This is a genomic window from Haloarcula sp. Atlit-47R, from assembly GCF_003665985.1.
Classification (GTDB): domain Archaea; phylum Halobacteriota; class Halobacteria; order Halobacteriales; family Haloarculaceae; genus Haloarcula; species Haloarcula taiwanensis.
Genome location: NZ_QPLQ01000002.1, coordinates 622,730 through 638,403, shown reverse-complemented (window position 1 = coordinate 638,403; position 15,674 = coordinate 622,730). Strand labels below are relative to the sequence as shown.

Genomic DNA, 15,674 nt, shown 5'->3' with positions numbered 1-15,674 from the left:
ATCAGGATTGATATTACGGCGGCGGAGACTGGTCCAAACTACCGAGATCGCTGCACGTCGACTCGCCCACCGGCGGCTGTCAGTTCGAACCCTGACTGTGTGAGCCAATCCGCGGCCGCGCCCTCGCTGTGTAACAGCACCTCTGCGAGATCATCCGGTTCGTCGATATCGGTCGCGAGCCGCCGCGAGTCAATTTCGGTAACGCTGGCTCCCACGTCGCGTGCGGTCTCTCGGTGGTCGCGGATAGACGCGCCGTGGTAATCGACCCTGAATTCGGGGTGCCGACAGACGAAGGCGTTCGTCCCGCCGCCCAGGCCCGGGGCCAGCACCACGTCGGCTTCGGGAGCGAGCAGTCGCTCGATGCTCTCACGAGTTACGAGCGGGAGGTCGGCCATCACGACGGCAAGCGCTCGTTCGCCGTCAGTCACTGTCGACGCGAGCAGGTCGTTAACGAGCGCGTCGAGTCCGCGGTCGTCGACGGTGACCGGCACGGCACAGTCAAGCGGTGCTGTCGAGATGATCTCGGGTTCGTGGCCCGCCGCTGTCACTGCGTCGACGACGTCTGAAAGCATAGCTTCGGTAAAATCACGGCGCTCGGCTGGAGACAGAACAGACGCAAGTCGCGTTTTGGGGGCAGACCCCGAGACGGGGACGACAAGACGCATTACAGCTTGGAGTACTCGTCCTCACTCATCTGCGTGTACGCGTAGTAGCCGCCACCGACCAGCAACAGGAGGACGACAAGTCCGCCGCCGACCAGCAGGAGCGTTCGCTGGGTCTGGGCGCTCTGCTGGGCCTGCTGTGCCTGACTCTCAGCCTGCCCGGCGAGGTCCTGGGCGTTCTGGAAGTTTCCGTTCTCGTATGAGGAGATGGCGCTACTGACCAGTTCTTCGGCGTTTTCGTTCCCACCGGCCGCGTCGATTGCAGCCTGTGCGTCGTCGATCGCTTGCCTCGCGGCCTGACTCTCTTCGGTGTAGTGGTGAGCGGTGTCGCTGCGGAACTCCTCTTCGTTGTTGCCGCTGATTCGACTGAGCGAGGCGACCTGATAGTTCTGTGCCGGGTCGTACGTGTAATTCGAGATGGCTGGCGTCGTGCCGACGAGTTCGACGCGGACTTGGTCACCGTTGTTATCGATTTCCAGATCCTGTTCGAAAGACTGGTCGCCGTAGGTCTCTTGATTCACCTGATTCCCAGCACGCAACACGGTGACCGTCCAGCTAACGTTCTGGAGTTCGGTCGAACCGGCAAGTGTCCATTCGTTCGGCGCATCGGTGAACGGGTCGTCTATCGTGTACGTCACCGACACCTCTTCGCCGACGGCACTCTCGGTCGGCACCCCGTCGGCAGAGACAGAGAACGCACTCGCTGTGCCGGCAGTCGCGAGCAGCGCGACAACACAGAGGAGTGCGACGGTCTTGTTAGAACAGCGGATCAAGTTCATCTTCGTCGTCTTCGACCAAGTCCTCTAAGTTATCTTCGCTTTGGTTACGGATGTCGTCGATGTTGTCCTGGGCCTCGATGGCGACCTGCTGGAGTTCCTTGATTCGCGGAACGTTGTGGACGCCGGCCAGCAGGATGGATGCGGCCACTTTCGGGGCGTTGGTCGGATAGTCGCCACCGCGGACCTCCATCGAACCGGTTTGCTCCTCAAGCCACTTCCGGCCGCGCTCAATTCCCTTCCGGTTCAGGTGCTCCGGCGGCCCTGCCATCACGAGGAGGGCACGCTCTGCACCCTCGATCTCACAGGGGAGTGTCAGTCGGCCGAGCGCGGCTTTCCGGACGAGCGACGTGATACGATTCGTGGTGTTGGCCGTATCCATTCCGTCGTCGGACGAGTCGTCGCCCTTGAACCGCGAGAGCAGGCCGCCGCCGCCAGAGGACACCTCGACGTCCTCGGAGGCGTAGCCGACGGTGGAGACGCCGCCGCCGTCGAGCGTATTGATGATTTCCGAGGAGTCGACGACACTTTCGGCGACGTTGTCGCCGGCCTCGATCTCACCGGCTCCGAACAGTACGCCGAAGCGGCGGACGATTTCCTCGTTTATGTGGTCGTAGCCCCCCTCAACGGACTCGCCGGTCTGTCGCCAGGCGTCGTTGTCGAACACCATGAGGTTGTCCACCTCGCGCACGAACGTCTGGAACGAGCGGGCGGCGTTGAGGGTGTAGATACCACCCTCGTCGCTGCCCGGCAGGACGCCCAGACCGTACACCGGTTCGGTGTAGATGCGCTTGAGGTGTTTTGCGACGACCGGCGACCCGCCCGACCCCGTCCCGCCGCCGAGGCCGGCGACGATGAGGAAAGCGTCGACTTCGTGGACGGGGATGTTGTCAATCGCACCCTGCACCTCGTCGATGTCCTCTTCGGCGATTTCCGCGCCGAGTTCGTTGTCCGCGCCCACGCCATGGCCCTTGACGCGAGCCTGGCCAATGAGCACTCGATTCTCTTCCGGAATGTGTTCTAGCCCAAGCAGGTCTGCTTTTGCTGTATTGACCGCAACAGCCGAGCGGACGATTCCCGAGCCGGTTTCCTTGTCGTACTCGAGGAATTTGTCCACAATTTTGCCACCGGCCTGCCCGAAGCCGATCATCGCCAGTTTCATTATATGGTTCTCCGCTTAAAGGGTCAAAGAGCGATGGCGAGTATAAGTGTTTTGCCCGGCTCTCAGCCCTGAAAGCCAGGATTGAAAATCAATACTATCTAACACAATTCTCTTTAGGAAGTGGCTACTGCTGGCGCTTCTCCCCTGAGATATCCGCTGAGTGTCGTTAGAGAGTCACTACTGACACCGAATGCATCTATTTCGTTGGTCGCTGGCGTGTTATCGAATTTGAGTGACCGGTACTGGTCGGCACCCATCGGGAACCCGACACTTCCCAAGACAGAGAGCCCGACCTTCGCTAGTGGCATCGGAAGGGGGACGACGCTTACTGACGACCCCTCGGCATCGTACACCTGATTGGTCACGTCTCTGAGCGTCAGTACTTCCGGCCCACCGACCTCGTAGGTCTCGCCGACGTGGTCTTCGGATTCGATACTGTCGACGAGCATCGGCACGAGGTCACCGACCCAGATCGGCTGGAACGTCGTCTGTCTGCCGCCGCCGGGAAGCGGATACAGCGGGACACCCGGCGCGAACATCCCCTTGAGGCGCTTCGTGAAGGAGACAAACTCACCGCCCTCACCGAAGACGACCGACGGGCGGAAAATGGTCCAGTCCAGCGAAGACCCCGTAACAACCTGCTCAGCCTCTCCCTTCGACCGGATGTAGTGTGTGTCGCCGGTGGGGTCTGCACCCAGTGCGCTCAGCTGGACGAACCGGTCGACGCCGTGCTCTTCTGCGGCCTGTACGCTGTTTTCCGTCCCGCCGAGATGAATGCGCTCGTGCATCTTGTCGCCGCCGTCCGGTTTGAACAGGGGCGACAGTGCGACCAGATAATACACCGCGTCCTGATTTTCGAACGCGCTCTCGATACTCCCGTAGTCTGTGACGTCCCCGGAGACGGTTTCGACACCGTCTGGTAGTGTTGCGTCTTCTGGTGACCGAGACAGCGCAGTGACGGTGTGCCCTCGCTCGTCGAGCTCACGGCATAGGTGTTGTCCGATGAATCCGGTCCCGCCGACGACAAGTACATCCATGGACTCCAATACAGTTGGTAGAACCGTAAAGGTGAGCGTATTTATTTGATCGACGGGCCCGCAGTCCGGTCACTTGTGTCAGGCTACGGATACACCGTTCAGGTCGGGGCGCTTACGTCCCCCCACACAGATTGTGAGGTATGCTCGTCACGCTCGAAGGACTGGACGGGAGCGGCAAGACGACCGTGTGGGAACGGCTCCGGAGCGACGACGCTGTCCCCAGCGAAACTGTGTTCACGCGCGAACCGACGGATACTTGGTACGGCGACGCCGTCCAGCGCTCCATCGACAACGACGACGCGGACTCGCTGGCCGAACTGTTCCTCTATACGGCAGACCACGCCGCACACCTCTCGGACACGGTCCGACCGGCACTCAGCGAAGACCGGCTCGTTGTCTCCGACCGCTACAGCGACTCTCGGTACGCCTATCAGGGTGCGACACTCGAAGCGAGTGAGACCTTGGACGACCCGCTGTCGTACGTTCGCGAGGTCCACGCGCCCTGGACCCGGCCGCCGGACCGGACTGTGTATCTCGATCTCGATCCAGAAACCGCCGCACAGCGAAGCGGCGCGACGAACAAGTTCGAGACGGCAGAGTATCTCACAACGGTGCGTGACAACTACGAGCGACTAATCGAAGCCGACCCGGAGCGGTTCGTTCGCGTCGACGCAACCGCCGACCCGGATGCTGTGTACGAACAGGTCCGAGCAGCGATTCTCGATTAGTCCATCGACGCCGGTAGTTCGACTTCGTCGGGAGCGGGCATCCAGAAGTAATCGAACGTCATCCCGGTAGCGAGTGGAATAACGATAGTTACGAGGAGGACAGCGGTCTGACTCCCGAGGTTCGCACCGAGACTGAACACGCCACTCAACACCAGCAGGATGACGACCATGACTACCGGACAGAGGAGCAGCGAGTAGATGAGGCTCCCCCACCGAGTGTGCAAGCGGACGCGGAAAAAGCGCGTCATGAGCGCCGTCACAGCACTGTTGACCAGCACGATGACGAGCAGGCCGATAATACCGGCGACACTGACCATGTTCGCCGTAGGGCGGCAAGTCCCTTTGCGGTGTCGGAACAACGCGGGGCGCTCACTCCAAACAGATGTACGTGCGCGTGTCGTCGACGCCGTTGAGGTCTCGGATGTGACCCGAGACCGACTGCATGATGTCGTACACCTCGGTACCTGTCGCTTCGGCGATGATGTCGTACTGCCCGGCGACGATGTGTGCCTCAGTGATGCCTTCGGCGTCTCGAACTGCCGCAAGGAGGTCTTCGGATTTGCCGGCAGCCGTCTTGACCATAATGAACGCGCTAACCATATTATGGTGTGTCGTGTCATGGCACGAAAAAGGTTTCGTCAGGAAAAAACAACGGCTGTATTGTTTGACGGCGTGGTCAAGGCGTCTGGTGGTTCCACCGGGTGGGTACTTTTATTCACCCCCGCCCCATAGGAGGGTGTATGCGATTCGTTATCGTGGGTGCAGGTCGTGTCGGACTGCGGACGGCTCGCGTCCTGCAAGAGAGTGGCCACGAAGTTGTCCTCATCGAGCGCGATGAGAACGCAGTCGAGCGCGCGCGAACGGCTGGCTTCGAGGTGATTGCGGGCGATGGCGCTATCGAGGAGACGCTCGGCAGCGCTGATCTCGAAGCTGCCGACGCACTCGGCGCGCTCACCGGCGACCTGAACGACAACTTCGTTGCCTGTATGATCGCCAAAGAACACGGCTGTCGAACCGTCATGCGCATCGACGAGGACTACCGCGAAGAGATCTACCGGCGCTACGCTTCCGAGGTCGACGAGGTAATCTACCCTGAACGACTGGGCGCTATCGCCGCCAAGAATGCGCTGCTGGGCGGGAACATCCGCGCAGTCGCCGATATCGCACAGAACCTCCAGCTCGTGGAGTTTACCATCCAGCGGCAATCGCCGATGGAGGGGTACACGCTGTCGGAACTGGAACTGCCGTCGGATTCCCGGCTGATGGCACACGGGAAAGGCGAGGCCCCGCTCGCCATTCCCAACCCGGACGAAACGCTAGAGGCCGGTGACCGAGTCGTGATACTGGCCGACTTCGAGACGCTTTCGGATGTCCGAAGCATCGTTGTTGGCGAATCAGAGCGCGCAACCGCGCTTGGAGGTGCCTGAACATGGTCATTGCATACGTCATGGTCAAAGCCCACACCGGTGACGCGGACCGCCTGAAGGATGATATCGAAGCCGTCGACGGTGTTGTCGAGGCACACATCGTTGCCGGTGACGTCGACTTTATAGCGAAAGTGAACGTGGAGACGCCCGCTGAAGTCAAGGATGTCGCAGCGACGCACATCCAAGAAATTCAGGGCGTCGAAACGACACAGACGTATATCGCGATGGATTGAGACAGAGCGTTATCTGTATGCCGTACTCGGCACGGCCCCACTATAGCGGTGTCCCGCCACGAGAGCCGTCACTGCCACCGGTACTCGCCGAATTGAGCAGGTCAGCCACGACACCGACGTAGTCGTAACCGGGTATGACGCCCTCAACGTACGTCCCTTCGACGTACTCGACGAAGGTCTTTGCGACGTCTGCGGCCTGCCGTTCGCCACCCATTGTGTACTCGAACGCGACCACGACCTGCTCGCCGTCCTCGACGACGCTGTACTCGTCCAGTTCGACAGCAGTTCGGGTCGCTTTCGGCGCGTCCTCCAGCCGCCGCTCCAGCGTCTCAAGCCAGCCATCGACGACGGCAGCACCGACCTCGTCGCTTGTCGCGGCCTGCAGCGACGGCGCTCTGACCGTCACCTCGTAGTTCGTCCGCCACTCTTCGCCCTCGGTCGCAGTTACGCGAGCGTCGAAGTTCGTCGTCTCGACAGCGTAGCTATCCCCGGCCGGGACGAGCGCATCGTGTCGGTCGAACGCTTCGGCAACGTCGTTTGGCACGTCAGTCATTACGCCGGTATAGGCCACAGACGTGCAAAAACGCGTCGTGTCCGCCCTCTCTCCGTTCGAAGCATCTGTCATCGCCGCACCCGGATCTGTGACCGACACGGCTGTGCCACATAGACTGTCGAGTGTGTCACACATAAGCGGTCAGCGTTGCTCCTGTGAAGTCTGTGGCCAACTGTGCACAAGCCACAGCGTCCGGTGAACAGCGCACTCTCCTCACCCGAATCGCTCTCCCGTCCGTAGTTCGCATCCCGTTTGCACCGCTCCTCGTGTTCACTCGTCGCAGAATGCGAGGGATGGGATTCGAACCCACGGACCCCTACGGGAGCGGGTCTTAAGCCCACCGCCTTTGGCCAAGCTCGGCTACCCTCGCGCAGATTGAACTCTGCGGGGGCTAGTGAATGGTCCTTTCGGTCTTGGACTGCGAGGTGGGCCATCGTGTCCTATCGCAGGCACGCCGGTGAAGTTCGATAGCGACCGTGACACACTGTTCAACTGTCGCGTACTCTCTGACGCCTGTCCCTACTCCTCGACCGGGAGCCTGTCGGTCGGGAGGAACTTCGTCCGGTCTGCGTGGTCGAACGATGCGACCGGCGTCCCGTCCAGTTTCCTGAGCAACGTCTGGAACGTCGCCCCGTCGTTCGCAGCAGTCACCGCGTTACCGGCGTCCCGGAGTTCGTACGCGCCAGCGATGAACAGCGAAGCGGCGTCCGGATCGAAATACTCGACGGCCAGAAACACCTGCTCTCCGACTGTTCGCCGGTACACGTCGTACGCTTCGAGGGGATTCGATTCGACCAGTCGCGTCACGCCTTCGGCCTTGTTGCCCGGAATAACGAACACGAGTTCGAGGCTGTCACCGTCGTCGACTGTCCGTAGACCCGCATCCCCGGCGGGGACGACGACTGCCTCGCGGCCGTCAGAACGCCGCTGGTCCGCCAGCGCCTGTGTCTCCTCTAACGTCTGTTTCCACGATGCCTTGCGGGCGTCAGAACCAGCGGCAAGCCGTTCGAGGTCGTCTGTCCCCTCGCCACCTGTCTTTACCATACCCTGTCGTTACGCCCGCGGGAGGTAAATGGTGGTGTCACTGGACGCCGAAGATGACTTCCATGCTCAGGGAGAGCCCGAGGACGAACAGACTCGCAACGAAGAGCTTCACCGGCGGCGAGAGCCGGTCTTCGGGCGGAGCGAGCGTATCGAGGGGCGGGACGACACGAGCTAGCATCGACTCGAACGGTGTCCGCTCCCGTGCCGACACGCCAAACGACACGGCGGAGTCGTCCGAGTCGTCGGAATCGAGAGACGGCGCACGCCACAGCGTAACCGAAGCGTAGCCAAACAGCGCGAAGCCGATAAAAAACAGCACGAACTTCACTGTCACCCAGCCGCCGCCGCGAAGCGGTGAGAGTACGCCGCCGATAAGCGTCGCTGTGAGCGTTACGCCGATGGCGTACCACAGCAGATCGAGTACCTTTCCCGCCAGGTTATCCATCGTGCGTGTCGTAGCCACGTTGGCGCAGTTCGTCGCCAGGGGAGACGTGCTCCTGTGCGTGCCGGTGACAGAAGCTCATCCGTCTGTCGTCGACATCGTAGTACTGCGGTGTTTCGGTGTCACACCGACCGCCGAACACTTCCTTGAGGTACGCCCGTGCAGCATCGGGGTCCCCATCACTGAGATACGTCGCAGCCTGTTCGACGTGCTCTCGTACGTCCGGCGGGAGGTCCACGTCGCTGAACTCTTCCTCGACGATTTCCTCGCCGTCAGCCAACGCGGTGTCGAACCCGAGCCGTTCCTTGAGCCGCTCACCGAGCGACTGTTCCGCGCGGGACCGCTCGCGAATGACATCACGGAACTCTCGGATCCGGTCCCACACCGCATCGCTAGCGTCTATGTCTTCGGGCCGTATCCGGACGGGGCACCGCGTTGCGAAGGGACACCCTTCCGGTGGGTCCCGTGGACTCGGTGGCGAGCCGGGCAGGGTAATCCGGTCTGCCTGAACCGTCGGGTCCGGTTCCGGAATCGCCGACAGTAACGCGCGTGTGTAGGGGTTTTCTGGGCGCTGGAACAGCTGCTCCGTCGGCCCGACCTCCATGAGGTTCCCGAGGTACATCACTCCGACGCGGTCACAGATGTGCCGGACCACACTCAGGTCGTGCGCGATGAAGAGGTACGTGAGGCCGAACTCTTCTTGCAGGTCTTCCAGCAGATTGAGTATCTGGGCTTGGACGGACACGTCGAGCGCCGAAACGGGTTCGTCGAGGACGACGAACTCCGGCTCGAGTGCGAGCGCCCGTGCGATGCCGATACGCTGTCGCTGGCCGCCGGAGAACTGGTGGGGGTACCGGTAGTAGTGTTCCGGCATGAGTCCGACCTGATCGAGCAGTGTCCGCACCTTCTCCCGACGCTCGCGAGCCGTGCCCTGCTCGTGGACGTCCAGCGGTTCGCGGATAATCTCACCGACAGTCATCCGGTCGTTGAGGCTCGATTCGGGGTCCTGAAACACCATCTGGGCGTTGCGGCGCCACTCCTTGAGGTCGTCGCCGCTGAGTTCGGTTATATCCGTTCCATCGAAGGAGACTGTCCCGGAGGTAGCCGTTTCCAGTTGGATGAGTGTCCGACCGAGGGTTGTCTTGCCACAGCCGGATTCACCGACCAGCCCGAACGTCTCGCCGCGCGAGATCTCGAAGTTCACGCCGTCGACGGCTTTCACTGGGTCCCCGCCGAGCAGTCCACCGCCTTCGTAGTACGTCTTCAGATCCTGCACATCGAGCAATGTCTCGCCGGTCTGGTGGGACGCGGTCTCGACGACAGATTCACTCATCTGGGTCACCTCCCTCCCGCTGGCCGCCGGTGTCCACGGCACTGCTGCCGTGGCCACCATCAGCCCGTGCGTCGCTGTCTTCGGACCCGGCCGGGCCGGTGTCTTCACCGGCTGCTCGGCGCTCAACTGGCCAGTCGTCCGCCGACAGTGCTTCGTCTGCTTCGACGCCTGTCTGGTCCGCGTTCGCTTCGTGCTGTGTCACAGTGTCGTCGGTAGGCATATCTTCGGGGTACAGGAGACAGGCGGCCGTGTGGTCCGCTGATTCGCTGACTTCGACGTGGGCGGGATGGACCCGCTCACACTCGTCAAAGGCCTTCGGGCACCGGCTGACGAACCGACAGTACGACGCCGATTCGTGTGGCGTCGGCACGTCCCCTTCGATAGTGGGTAGCCGATCTGTACTGGGGTTCCGGCCGGGAATACTCTGCAAGAGTCCCTGTGTGTAGGGGTGGTGTGGGTTCGCGAACAGTTCCTCTACGGGTGCCTGCTCGACGACTTCGCCGGCGTACATCACGGCGACGCGGTCGGCGACCTCCGCGATGACGCCCATGTCGTGCGTGATGAACATGATACCGATGTCACGCTTCGTCTGAATCTCCTGTAACAGGTCCAGAATCTGGGCCTGAATGGTGACATCGAGTGCTGTCGTCGGCTCATCACAGATGAGCAGGTCTGGGTCACAGGCCAGTGCCATCGCGATGACGGCTCGCTGGCGCATCCCGCCGGAGAACTCGTGGGGGAACTCATCGACACGGCGTGCCGCGTCGGGGATGCCGACTGCACGCAGCAGTTCGATGGCCTCCGACTTGGCTTCGGCCCCTTCCATACCGCGGTGGAGCTCCAGCGCCTCGATGATCTGGTTCCCGACAGTGTACACCGGATTGAGCGAGCTCAGCGGGTCCTGAAACACCATCGCGATGTCGCCGCCACGAACTGATCGGTATTGCTTCTCCGAAAGCGTCGTCAGCTCTCGCCCGTCTAACCGTATGGACGACTCCTCGCTGATTTCGCCCGGACTATCGACCAGTCCCATAATCGAGCGCGCGGTGACACTCTTGCCCGAACCGGATTCGCCGACGATACCGAGCGTCTCGCCGCGTGCAATATCGAATGAAACGCCGTCGACAGCGCGAATTTCCTCTTTGTCGCTGTGGAACACGGTCCGGAGGTTGTCAACGGCCAGCAGCGGCTCGCCGTCTTCGATGTGGCTCATCCGCCACCACCTCCGGCGGCCGCGCCAGTTGCACCGCCTTCAGCACCCTCGCTCTGTGGGTCAATCGCGTCCCGAATCCCGTCGCTCAACGCGTTGAAGCCGGTGACGACCAGCGTAATCAGGATGCCCGGAATGAGCGAGATGTGCCAGGACTGACTGGCGATGTACTGTTGCCCGATGTTAATCGCCCGCCCCCACTCGGGAGTCGGGGCGGTAATCCCGAGTCCGAGGAACGACAGGGCAGAGACGGAAATAATGACGCCACCGAGCGTCAGGGAGGCGTAAACCAGGAGATAACCGAGGATATACGGTGCCATGTGTTTCCGCATAATCACAGTGGGTCGCTGGCCGTAACTCTTTGCCGCATCTACCCATTCCTGTTCGCCGACCTGTAACGCAGGACCACGTACCGCCCGCCACAGCCCCGGCCAGCGTATCAGCGCAAACAGGAGGATGAACAGCATCGCCCCGTTGTAAATCTCTGCTATCCAGTGGTTCTTGAACACCACTGTCGCAAGAATCACCAGCAGCAATGCTGGCATCGCCTGCACGGAGTCACTGGTCAGGACCACAATGAGGTCAGTTACCCCCTTGTAATAGGCGGTAACTAACGCCAGCGTCGTCGCAATAAAGCCCGCAATCGCCATCGATCCGAGGCCGATGAACAGCGACACCCGTGCGCCGAAGGCGAGGAAGGTGAACAGATCCTTACCGCTGACGAGCGTTCCGACAGGGTGGAATCGCCCGAAGTCGTCGTAACTCCATATCCCGACGTTGCTGTCCCCGCTCCCGCGCGACGCGGACCCGAGATTCGCCTCGCCGATGGTAATCGTTTCGACCGTCTCCGTGTCCTCGTTGAAGTACTGCATCTCGTGGGAGTACGGCCCCTGGATATTCTCTTCGGCTGTCGTTGGGCCGACAACGGGAGCGAACACGGCCATTGTGACGAAGAAGACGACGACAGCGAGTCCGAACAGGCCCCAGTAGTGACTTCGAAGCCGGTCGATGACGTCGTCAGTCGGCGTCCAGTCAGCAGCGCGATAGTGCCGTCGGAAGAGCACGTACCCGTACCACAGCCACGCCAACAAGACTGCGACGTATGCATACACCAGCAGGAAGCGAATGAGCCATGCGTACTTCGGCTCAAGGCCGAGGAACGTGCCCTGCCAAGCACTCCCGTCGTAGTACCCTCGGTTGGGTATCAGTTCTCGGCTCAGCAGATGCGGCAGGTCGCTGCAGAGGGCTGACGCACTGGCGAACGCCTCAGCGCCGGGCGACCCCGGGAATAACGCGAGCACGTAGCTTATCGCGCCGAACAACCCATCGAGGTACGTCGGTCCCTCAAGCAGTAACAGGGCACAGAGCACGACACCCCACAGTAGTGCCGGTCTAGGGTGTGCCTTGAGTCGGTCCCTCAGCGGCTGATCGATGTCTTCGGTGGGTTCTGTCTCTCTCATCCGTCGTACCCCACGCGTGGGTCGATGATTGTGTACGCGAAGTCCTGTACGATATTCAGCCCGACGATAAGAAGGATGAACAGATACATCAGTGTTCCAACAAGTGGGAGGTCACCCTGCTCCGCTGCCCGGAAGAACAGGAGACCGATACCGTTGATCGAGAAGACGGTCTCGACGAGCACTGACCCGCCGATCAAGATGAACGCCTCCGCAGTGATCACCGGTACGAGCGGAATCAGGGCGTTCCGGAAGATGTGCTTCCAGACCAGTACCCGCGGTGAGACGCCTTTGGCCTTGGCTGTTTCGACGTATTTCGAGTTGATCGTTTCGAGAACGGCAGTTCGGCCGATCCGCATCTCTGTGCCCATCGATGCGGATCCGAGCACCAGTGCGGGCGGCAGTATCTGTTTTGTCGCTTTCGCGAGGTTGGTCCATGCCTGTCCCGGATCGGTTATCAGTCTCGTGGGATTCTTGAGCACGGCGAGGTTCGGCGAGGTCACGACGTTGGTCTCGACAATAAAGCTGGTCCAACTGAACCCGAACAGCTGTTCCGTCTGTGACAGCACCGTCACCAGAATGACCGCGAGCCAGAAGTTCGGCATCGCCCGCCAGACAATCCCACCGAAGGAAGCGAAGTAATCCGAGAACGTATTGGGATTCAGGCCGGCGTAGAAGCCGAGCGGAATGCCGATCCCGAGGGCGATCAGGACCGCCCAGAATCCGAGCCAGATCGTCCGTGGTGCGTAGCTGATGATGAGGTCGATTGCCGGTGTCCCGGAATTGACGACCCACGACTGGCCCAGATCGAACAGGAACAGGTCTCCCATAAAGTCGAAGTACTGTTCCCAGAGCGGTTCGTTCAGTCCCAACCGTTGCTCGATCTGTCGAATCGCACGAGCGTCACCTTGGGGGCCGAGGATCGCCGCTGCAGGACTGAGCGGCCCCAGCCGGATAATTGCGAACGTTACTGTCGTCCCGAATATGATAACAGGGATCGACAGTACCAAGCGCTTGAGCAGATACGTAGCGCGGCTCATGGCTTAGCTTGTCTCCGTTGTACGGGTACTTGTGAGTTCATAATCTCTGAGGGCTGCGAAGTCGTTCCCGTCACCAACCGTGGCGGGGACGATCACGCCAGCAGGGACGCGATTACTGTCTGTCTCCGAGCGACACGGTGTTCATCTTCTGTCGGCTCGGCCCCATTCCGGCTGGCGGCGTGAAGTCGACGTGGTCGTACCAGAACAGCTCAGTCAGCTCGTGATACACCGGCAGCATTGCGACGTCTTCCCAGTTCGCGTTCTCCATCTGGATGTACGCGTCGTTCCGGGCGGCCTGATCCTCCTCCGTCGGTGCCGGGTTGTCAGCAATCGACTGGTACGCCTCCGCGGCCTGCTGGGCAGCGTCGCCGTTCTCCGGCTGCCAGTTGACATACGAAATCGGGAAGTCAAGACTCGTATCGGTCTGTGGCGGGTTCAGCAGCTGGAGGAAGTTATCCGGCGCGGGCCAGTCAGCGACCCAGCCAAGCGAGTACATCTCTAGTTCGCCGTTGCGACCACGCTCGAGGAGCGTGTTGAACGGCGCCTGGTTGACTTCGAGGTCGATGTAGACGCTCTGCAGCTGGTCTCGAAGAATGCTTGCAGTTTCGCTCCAGACACCGGACTCGTAGATCGTCAGCTCGACGGCGACGCGCTCGTTTTCGCCGTAGCCAGCCTCTTCCATCACCGATCGGGCCTTTCCGAGCTGGCTGTCGTCGTAGCCGTACGGGTACTCGTTTTCGGCGCGGTCGTTGTAGTTCTGGGCACCACCGGGGAAGATGGATTTCGGCGTGAAATTGTACGCAGGCTCGCCGCGCTGCTTGAACACCTGCTCGACAACGGTGTGCTGGTTCATCGCGTACGCGACCGCCTGACGGACCGGCTTGGGTACGCTGGCCATGTTAAACCCAAGGTAGAACACCCCGATGTTCGACACGGCGGAGTAATTAGCCGTGTCGCCGTTGCGCAACTCGCCGTAGGTCCCGATCTGGCGACCCTCGTCGTCTTCCTCCTCAACGGACACCTTCCCGGGGTCGTACTGCGCCGTGGGGAGTTCGAAGATATCGGCGTTCCGGTTCATCGCATAGTTGTAATTGGCCGAGTCGTTCTCGATAACCGCAAAGTGGACGCCGTCGACGCTCGGACTCTCGCCATAGTAGTCGTCGTACGCGCTGACTCTGGCCTCTGTTCCGGAGTTCCACGTATCGAACTCGAAGGGGCCGTTTCCGATCGGGTTCGAACTGGAGAACTCGGCCTGGGTCATCTCGCCCTCGTACCCTTCGATGTCGCCAACCATGCCCTCAGGAACCGGTGAGAAAGATGAGTACGCGAGCATCTCCAGCGTGGAGGCAAACGGCGCGTCTAGCTGGATCTCGAGCGTTGTTTCGTCAACGGCCGTGACGCCGAGTGTCCCGGGCTTGTACACTTCCTGTTCCTCGCCGTCGACCGTCTCAGTCGTCGTCTCGTGTGTCACGCCCAGCGAATCCAGAACGAAGTAGGCGCGACTAGAGTTGTCAGATGCAGTCAACCGCTCGAACGCGTAGACAAAGTCACTAGCGGTTACGGTGTCGCCGTTGTGGAAAGTCGCGTCCTTCAACTGGAACGTGTAGGTCGTGAAGTCATCAGATACCTCGTAGTCCGCAGCCATAAGCCCCTCTACAGCGGGCTGGCTGTCGGGATAGTTCATCAGCGGATCGAACATCTGCTGGATGACGATTCCCGACTGGGTGTCGGTCGCCTCGATCGGGTCCATCGTCGTCATCGTCCCCGTGTTGACCCGCCAGAGGTCCCCGTCCTGTTTCAGATCGGTCCCGACATCGCCACCACTGGAGTCTGTCGAGTCCGTGCCGCCGCCGGTCTCCTCCGCTGCGCCCTCAGTCTCGTCACTATCACTGGAACATCCCGCCAGCGCTGCGGCGGCCGCAGCACTGCCCGTTGCTTTCAGAAACGATCGCCGTTCCATGCTACTTGAACGTGGCATATTGATACCCAAATTGCCCCCCACAAATAGAAGTTATGTCATACAGTAGCTTGAAATATTAAACTGCTCGCATGAAGAAATTCAGTTTATTATCTATAGTAATCTTACATGATATATACTGCGACGGCTGTTTTCTGTATTCTGGAGCCTTGCCTTCTCGCACTGAATTCTCGGTGACATTGACAGCGCATATCGGTGTCTACGCGGACTGATAGGAGGTGGTAAAACTGCCGCTAGTAGGCACTGCGCTACCAGTCGACGGAGAGCGTCCCGTCGCCGTTCGGGTCCGGGGCGATCTCCTCGTTGGTCCGCCGGTCGACGACGTGGATGATGCCGCGGTCTTTCTTCGCCGGGCAGGCCTCGGCGGCCGCGATGTTATGATCGAGATCCGATTCGTCGATGAAGTAAGTCTCGGGCTTGGCGATACCAGTATCCAGGTCGAGCGTCCAGTTGCGCGACTTCTCGGCGCACTTGCCCGCCCCGAAGCATTTGTTGGCCTCGAAGATTATCTTGTAGGGCTTCTCCTCGACCGGGGGGCCGTCCTGTTCGCCGATTTCGCTCGGGTCGACGTGTTCGTCCGCGTCTGCCATTA

Annotated in this window: 18 protein-coding genes and 1 tRNA gene; 3 read left to right on the top strand and 16 right to left on the bottom strand. The window is 60.9% G+C overall.

The features are described 5' to 3' along the window. Nucleotides 1-38 precede the first annotated feature (38 nt). The 4 genes from cofC to DVK00_RS10950 form a co-directional block, all read right to left on the bottom strand. Nucleotides 39-665, bottom strand: coding sequence for a 2-phospho-L-lactate guanylyltransferase (cofC, locus tag DVK00_RS10965; protein WP_101349253.1), 627 nt, complete (start codon nucleotides 663-665; stop codon nucleotides 39-41). After that, nucleotides 665-1,441, bottom strand: coding sequence for a hypothetical protein (locus DVK00_RS10960; RefSeq protein WP_101349254.1), 777 nt, complete (start codon nucleotides 1,439-1,441; stop codon nucleotides 665-667). Before DVK00_RS10960 ends, cofC begins: the two co-directional genes overlap by 1 nt. Beyond that, nucleotides 1,419-2,600: a tubulin/FtsZ family protein gene (locus tag DVK00_RS10955; RefSeq protein ID WP_005536054.1), complete on the bottom strand. Its 1,182-nt coding sequence runs from the start codon at nucleotides 2,598-2,600 to the stop codon at nucleotides 1,419-1,421. Before DVK00_RS10955 ends, DVK00_RS10960 begins: the two co-directional genes overlap by 23 nt. Nucleotides 2,601-2,713: 113 nt before the next feature. Beyond that, the gene (locus DVK00_RS10950; RefSeq protein ID WP_121577709.1) at nucleotides 2,714-3,637 is read right to left on the bottom strand and encodes a complex I NDUFA9 subunit family protein; all 924 of its coding nucleotides are present in this window, start codon (nucleotides 3,635-3,637) and stop codon (nucleotides 2,714-2,716) included. Nucleotides 3,638-3,777: 140 nt separating this feature from the next. On the opposite strand from DVK00_RS10950, the gene tmk reads away from it, so the two are divergent. Continuing rightward, on the top strand, nucleotides 3,778-4,365 hold the full coding sequence (gene tmk, locus DVK00_RS10945) for a dTMP kinase (protein WP_101349256.1): 588 nt from the start codon (nucleotides 3,778-3,780) through the stop codon (nucleotides 4,363-4,365). Here tmk and DVK00_RS10940 read toward each other — a convergent pair. Then, nucleotides 4,362-4,682, bottom strand: a complete 321-nt coding sequence (locus DVK00_RS10940; protein ID WP_121511206.1) for a hypothetical protein — start codon at nucleotides 4,680-4,682, stop codon at nucleotides 4,362-4,364. The two genes, tmk and DVK00_RS10940, sit on opposite strands and share 4 nt — an antisense overlap. Nucleotides 4,683-4,734: 52 nt before the next feature. After that, nucleotides 4,735-4,965, bottom strand: a complete 231-nt coding sequence (locus tag DVK00_RS10935) for an Lrp/AsnC family transcriptional regulator (RefSeq protein WP_101349258.1) — start codon at nucleotides 4,963-4,965, stop codon at nucleotides 4,735-4,737. 140 nt (nucleotides 4,966-5,105) lie between these two features. Here DVK00_RS10935 and DVK00_RS10930 point away from each other — a divergent pair, with 140 nt between their 5' ends. Next, the gene (locus tag DVK00_RS10930) at nucleotides 5,106-5,792 is read left to right on the top strand and encodes a TrkA family potassium uptake protein (protein WP_101349259.1); all 687 of its coding nucleotides are present in this window, start codon (nucleotides 5,106-5,108) and stop codon (nucleotides 5,790-5,792) included. 2 nt (nucleotides 5,793-5,794) lie between these two features. Continuing rightward, nucleotides 5,795-6,025, top strand: coding sequence for an Lrp/AsnC family transcriptional regulator (locus DVK00_RS10925; RefSeq protein ID WP_004593869.1), 231 nt, complete (start codon nucleotides 5,795-5,797; stop codon nucleotides 6,023-6,025). Between the two features lie 40 nt (nucleotides 6,026-6,065). Here the strand turns inward: DVK00_RS10925 and DVK00_RS10920 are convergent, their stop codons facing one another. The 10 genes from DVK00_RS10920 to DVK00_RS10875 form a co-directional block, all read right to left on the bottom strand. After that, complete coding sequence (locus DVK00_RS10920) at nucleotides 6,066-6,578, bottom strand: DUF5813 family protein (protein WP_121577708.1); 513 nt, start codon at nucleotides 6,576-6,578, stop codon at nucleotides 6,066-6,068. Nucleotides 6,579-6,863: 285 nt separating this feature from the next. Continuing rightward, nucleotides 6,864-6,948, bottom strand: a tRNA-Leu gene (locus tag DVK00_RS10915). A gap of 149 nt (nucleotides 6,949-7,097) precedes the next feature. Continuing rightward, nucleotides 7,098-7,622: a hypothetical protein gene (locus DVK00_RS10910; RefSeq protein WP_101349261.1), complete on the bottom strand. Its 525-nt coding sequence runs from the start codon at nucleotides 7,620-7,622 to the stop codon at nucleotides 7,098-7,100. 37 nt (nucleotides 7,623-7,659) lie between these two features. Further along, nucleotides 7,660-8,067, bottom strand: a complete 408-nt coding sequence (locus DVK00_RS10905) for a hypothetical protein (RefSeq protein ID WP_101349262.1) — start codon at nucleotides 8,065-8,067, stop codon at nucleotides 7,660-7,662. Then, the gene (locus DVK00_RS10900; RefSeq protein ID WP_101349263.1) at nucleotides 8,060-9,397 is read right to left on the bottom strand and encodes an ABC transporter ATP-binding protein; all 1,338 of its coding nucleotides are present in this window, start codon (nucleotides 9,395-9,397) and stop codon (nucleotides 8,060-8,062) included. The genes DVK00_RS10905 and DVK00_RS10900 overlap by 8 nt, the downstream gene beginning before the upstream one ends. Next, nucleotides 9,390-10,610: an ABC transporter ATP-binding protein gene (locus tag DVK00_RS10895; protein ID WP_101349264.1), complete on the bottom strand. Its 1,221-nt coding sequence runs from the start codon at nucleotides 10,608-10,610 to the stop codon at nucleotides 9,390-9,392. Before DVK00_RS10895 ends, DVK00_RS10900 begins: the two co-directional genes overlap by 8 nt. Further along, nucleotides 10,607-12,067, bottom strand: a complete 1,461-nt coding sequence (locus DVK00_RS10890) for an ABC transporter permease (protein WP_121577707.1) — start codon at nucleotides 12,065-12,067, stop codon at nucleotides 10,607-10,609. Before DVK00_RS10890 ends, DVK00_RS10895 begins: the two co-directional genes overlap by 4 nt. After that, nucleotides 12,064-13,104: an ABC transporter permease gene (locus DVK00_RS10885; RefSeq protein WP_101349266.1), complete on the bottom strand. Its 1,041-nt coding sequence runs from the start codon at nucleotides 13,102-13,104 to the stop codon at nucleotides 12,064-12,066. Before DVK00_RS10885 ends, DVK00_RS10890 begins: the two co-directional genes overlap by 4 nt. Nucleotides 13,105-13,216: 112 nt before the next feature. Next, nucleotides 13,217-15,064 (bottom strand): ABC transporter substrate-binding protein, encoded by a 1,848-nt coding sequence (locus tag DVK00_RS10880; protein ID WP_101349267.1) that lies wholly within the window; start codon nucleotides 15,062-15,064, stop codon nucleotides 13,217-13,219. A 266-nt stretch (nucleotides 15,065-15,330) separates the two neighbouring features. Continuing rightward, a complete protein-coding gene (locus DVK00_RS10875) occupies nucleotides 15,331-15,672 on the bottom strand; it encodes a ferredoxin (RefSeq protein WP_101349268.1) in 342 nt (113 codons plus the stop codon). Between the last annotated feature and the right edge of the window lie 2 nt (nucleotides 15,673-15,674).